Origin of the sequence: Acinetobacter sp. BY419 (assembly GCF_019038395.1) — a bacterium.
Lineage (GTDB): Bacteria > Pseudomonadota > Gammaproteobacteria > Pseudomonadales > Moraxellaceae > Acinetobacter.
The window spans coordinates 1-5,372 of record NZ_JAGFXZ010000060.1 but is presented as its reverse complement, the minus strand read 5'-3'; the positions used below and the strand labels follow the sequence as shown (position 1 = coordinate 5,372).

The following is a 5,372-nucleotide window of genomic DNA, read 5'->3' as shown; positions in this document are numbered from 1 at the left end:
AGGATCAGAAAGCTTGTTTGAATCGATGTATTTCATCCGCAGATTATGCACGAATGCTAAGAAATCTGGAGTGCAAATATTAACCAAAAGAAGATCGTTTTTTGATTTATGAAAGAGATCTATTATACAAAAAAGCCCCCTTTCGGAGGCTTCTTATTTAATCCTTAGCTTTAAGCTTTAGACACTGCTGGTTCAATTGAACCAATCTTTTCAGACTCATTGTCATGCATGATCAAGGCAACCGCAATTGCAGTAATCAGAACCGGTAAACCGACTGCCATAAAGTTGAAGTAAGCAGGCAGGTTCATACCGAGTAAACCACCAATCAGGATCGGCCCTACAATCGCGCCCATACGACCAATCGCAGAAGACCAGCCAATACCTGTTGAACGTACTGCAAGTGGGTAGAACTGCGCAACATAGCTATACAGTAACATTTGCGAACCAATTGATGCTGCACCGGCCAAGAACACCAAGATATAAAGCAGGAAGGTATTCGATTGGAAGCCCATCAGGCTCATTACAATCGCACCCATAATACCCAGGAACATCAGTACCGGTTTCAGGTGGAAACGATCTGCAAGAATACCACCACCCACAATACCCACGACCGCGCCCACATTCATCACCAGCATGAACATCAGACTGTTGTCCATCGAGTAGCCTGCGGCCATCATCAACTTCGGTAACCAGCTGCTTAACGCATACATGGTCAACAGGCAGCTAAAGAACGCAACCCAGAACAGTAAAGTATTGACCGCACGACCACGACGGAACAAGCTCACCACGTTCGCTGCTTCAGGCACATTTTCCTGTGGCAGGGTGAGCATTGTATTCTCGGTAACCGTCAGGTTTGGCGCCAGACGACGTACAATGTGACGAGCTTCGGCCTGCTTGTTCTGCTTCACAATAAATGCAAGCGATTCAGGCAGGAATTTCCAGATTACTGGCAGTAAAAATAATGGAATACCCGCGATAAAGAACATGATTTCCCAACCAAAACTTGGGGTAAACCATGAACCCAGCAAAGCTGCCATCACGCCACCGACGGCATAACCACTAAACATGGTCGTTACTAGCGTACTGCGCATTTTTTTTGGCGCATATTCCGAAGTCAATGCCACCAGGTTTGGCATGACACCACCAATACCGAGGCCGGCAAGGAAACGTAAAATACCGAATTCGGTTGGATTTGAGGCAAAGCCACCCGCAAAAGTTAAACCACTGAATAATACAATACAGATCATGATGACTTTCTTGCGACCAATCTTGTCCGCGAGGGAACCAAAGATCATCGCACCAAACATCATGCCGGCCAGTGCCGTACTCGCAAGCATTCCCGCCTGCACTGCACTTAAGCCCCAGTCTTGCATCAATAAGGGTAAAACCACACCATTGATTGCTAAATCATAGCCGTCAAATAGGATAATGAGTAAACACCAAGCAACTACATTGAAGTGGAAAGGCGTGAATTTCGCATTATCGACTACAGAATTTACATCTATGTTTTCCGTTGTCATCGTTCTCATCTCCCATGAGTACTTGTCCATAACATCTTGTTGAAGATTGAAGACAATCTTCAATGTCAGGCAATATACGCAAGCGGGATTTAAGGCACAATAAGACTAATTGATATTCTGCTATGCTCACGGAAAGGTCATTTATTTGCGTGATATGTCACACTATTAATAAGATAAATATTTGAATAATTAATAATTATTTTTTAATTCGCTTAATATTTAAGCTCTTTCAAGCACCTGATTTTTTGAACAATTGAATATTGATTTAATTTTATACAGCAGACAAGCAAAAATCCCTTCAAACAAAGGGGTTTTTGAAGATTCATCATGGGTCTTTTATGTCAACCAACATGATGCATCAGGTTTTAATTGACTTGAGTTTCTGTTCAGCCTGCAAGGTTTCAGCATTTCTTTCTGCATTGAGATCTTTACGTACAATCATCGCCACTGCAATCGCACCAATCAGTGCCGGAATAGCAACCGCAATGAAATTGAATTTGTGTGGTAATTCCATCCCCAGCAAGAAACCGATCAAAATTGGACCCACAATCGCGCCGATCCGTCCTACTGCAGATGCACAGCCAATTCCTGTCGAGCGAATCGACATTGGATAATACTGCGCCACAAAACTATAGAGCAAAATACTACTGCCAATCGCAGATGCACCCGCCAGAGCTACCAGTAAGTAAATCACCGGTTGTGGAGAATTGAAGCCAAGGCCAACCAGTGACACTGCACCGAGCATGAACATGCCGATAATGACCGGTTTCAAATGGAAACGGTCTGCCAAAATGCCTCCGCCAATCGTACCAATCACCGCACCAATATTCATCGCCATCAGGAACATCAAACTATTACCCAGCGAGTATCCGGCTGCCATCATCAGTTTCGGTAACCAGCTACCCAATGCATATACCATCAACAAGCACATGAAGAAGCATGACCAGAACAATAAGGTACTCAGGCTACGACCTTCCTTGAAAAGTGCCGCGATTGAAGCTTCTGAAGTTTGTACTTCATTCAATGCAAATCGGGTATTTGCATTCATGTTCTGCTCTGGACTGAGCTGCTGCACAATATTACGGGCTTTTTCATTTTGCTGTTTTTTAACCAGGAAAGTTAAAGATTCTGGCAAATAAAACCATAAGACCGGAATGATCAACAGTGGAATACCCGCAATGTAGAACATGATTTCCCAGCCAAAACTTGGGGTAAGCCAGGCACCGAGTAAAGCCGCCATAATACCGCCTACCGCATAACCACTAAACATGGTGGTCACTAAGGTACTGCGCATTTTTTGTGGAGCATATTCAGAGGTTAAAGCGACCAGATTAGGTAATACCCCTCCGATACCAAGACCTGCAATAAAACGCAAGATCCCGAATTCAGTCGGATTTGAAGCAAAACCTCCCCAGAAGGTAAAACCACTGAATAAAGTGACACAAATCAGAATCACATTTTTTCGGCCAATTTTATCGGCCAGCATTCCAAACAGCATGGCACCAAACATCATGCCGGCCAAAGCAGTACTTGCCAACATGCCCGCCTGTACTGCCGACATATTCCATTCTTGCATCAGTAGTGGCAATGCTACACCGTTAATTGCCAAGTCATAACCGTCAAAAATTACGATGAATACGCACCAAAGTACGACTTTTAAATGAAAAGGTTTAAACTTTGCAGTATCCACTACAGCATTTACATTTACTGTATTTATAGTCACGCCTCACCTCCTGTGAGTTGTTATTCGTTGTTTTCAGCTCGACACATGACCCTAACTCTTATTTATTATTTTTAATGATTCTTATCGCCATATTCGTGCAACAACTTAGTTCAACACAGCTAATTTTCTGGCAATATGCGACTAAAGTCTTAACGGTTATGCAAAAATCTAAACCCATGAGTCCAGTTTTTAATCAAAACTAAACAATGCCGGATAAATCTGGAGCATAAAAAATCCCTCAGCATTCAGACTGAGAGAGTTTTGAGATTTAAGATATAGAATTAATACAGCGGTCGGGGCAACTTGATCTGAATGATTTCATTATCATCTGCCAGATTTTGATTACGGCCACTTGAACCGGGAAAGTTATTGTCATTCAATACGGTAATTAAATCTGGTCCTTCAATAATAATATCTTCAATGGTTTGAAATGGAAAACCAAAGCGCTGACCTGTGGCAATATCCCCGGCCCTTGGCGGACCATAGAGCAAATCCGGATTAGCCAAATCCATCAGGTTAACCAGTGTTTCTCGTGTGACAGATTCACCCGGTCGGCTCAATGTGATCCTGATTAATTTCTTATAGCCTCCAAGGTTATTTTCACTGTCATCGCGCTCAATGATCAGCCCTTCTTTGGCACTAAATAGCTGAAAATCACCAATTGCAGTGGCTTGCGAATCCAATTCAAAATAATAGAAATTTCCAGTATAAACTTTCTTCTCCAAATCGAATTCTGAAATGATTAATTGCGAAGTCACTGCATCTATCAAAGGCTTTTCTAATAAAGGATATAAATAGCGACCATTGGGGGAAATCGCCATTCCTTCAAAGCCCCCACTACGCTGTACCAAGGGTTTAATATAAGCTATCGTGCTTTTATTTAGCTGATTTTGTGGAGATCTGAGTTCAGTTCCGGCTTCTAATGGATGAGCTAAAGCAATTGGCGGACTTTTTAATATCCCATCTGCACCAAAATGTAATAAATAAGGTCCAAATTCATCTCCAATCCAGATATCCCCATTGGGAACACGCTGCATAGATTCCGGATCAAAGTCAGCACCCGTCAATAAACGCTCTTGAGTATTCCCGTTGATAATTTCAAAAGGAATCAGTTGGTTCGGATCACGAAGCTGAATATAAGCTAAATGTTTGACAGTTGCTGTACCGCCTGTCTTGGTTATGAAATCGCTAGACACATGATGCAAACGCAATAAATAATCAGAAGAATTATCTTGCGAGCCAAAGCCATTATCTGACATCACCAGATAAGTTCCATCAGGCTGCTTGAGTGCAGCAGAAAAACCCTGTACAGGCTGGCCTGAAAATGGAGGAAAAATACCATTTGCCCCACGTACATCTTGTCCTGAATCAGGGCCTTCTGCATAAGTTTCTACATCCAGTTTGGCAAAGGATACCAAAGTTGGTTCAGTTAAGCTTTCTATAGGTTGAGGGGTTTTATCATCAGATTCATTGCATGCAGCAAGGGCCAATGTGGAAATAGCCAACAAACTTAGGGAGATTTTTCTCATACTTCCATTCTTCAATTTTTATAAAGTGGAAGCCTTATTTAATACAGTTTGAATGACAAAATAGTTGCGATGCAATGAAGTTTTGGCGACAGTTTTATATTAATAATTATAGAAATCCGATCTACAAATCCCACGCATAAAAAAACACCCCCTGCCTTTAGACAGGGGGTGTTTCGAATAATGAGCTGGCGATGACTTACTCTCACATGGGTAACCCCACACTACCATCAGCGCTAAGAGGTTTCACTTCTGAGTTCGGGAAGGGATCAGGTGGTTCACTCTTGCTATTGTCGCCAGCACAACTGTTTATGACTTTGCGTTTGGTCTTATTTAGATGCCAATGCTTGGTCAAATAGAATTCATTAACAGGTATATTTGAGTTCTTGCGAGTAGAACTAAGCAGTGCTTAATTATACTCTCATTTGTTCTTTAGCGTTCACTAAATCAAGCTGTTTTGCTTAATATCGAATCAGTCGAGCTTCATACAACAACTGTTTGGGTGTTGTATAGTCAAGCCTCACGAGCAATTAGTATTGGTCAGCTTCATGCATCGCTGCACTTCCACATCCAACCTATCAACGTCGTAGTCTTCAACGGCTC

At 42.3% G+C, this 5,372-nt stretch carries 3 protein-coding genes and 2 rRNA genes; all 5 read right to left on the bottom strand.

The features are described 5' to 3' along the window. Window positions 1-170: 170 nt before the first annotated feature. Entirely contained in the window at window positions 171-1,520 is a 1,350-nt protein-coding gene (locus tag KUG37_RS14435; protein WP_216940654.1) for an aromatic acid/H+ symport family MFS transporter, read from the bottom strand. Between the two features lie 358 nt (window positions 1,521-1,878). Further along, the gene (locus KUG37_RS14430; protein ID WP_216938291.1) at window positions 1,879-3,243 is read right to left on the bottom strand and encodes an MFS transporter; all 1,365 of its coding nucleotides are present in this window, start codon (window positions 3,241-3,243) and stop codon (window positions 1,879-1,881) included. Between the two features lie 281 nt (window positions 3,244-3,524). Beyond that, on the bottom strand, window positions 3,525-4,772 hold the full coding sequence (locus KUG37_RS14425; protein ID WP_216938289.1) for an esterase-like activity of phytase family protein: 1,248 nt from the start codon (window positions 4,770-4,772) through the stop codon (window positions 3,525-3,527). Window positions 4,773-4,955: 183 nt separating this feature from the next. Further along, window positions 4,956-5,070 (bottom strand): 5S ribosomal RNA (gene rrf / locus KUG37_RS14420). Window positions 5,071-5,278: 208 nt separating this feature from the next. Continuing rightward, window positions 5,279-5,372: ribosomal RNA gene (locus KUG37_RS14415) — 23S ribosomal RNA — on the bottom strand; the annotation flags it as partial.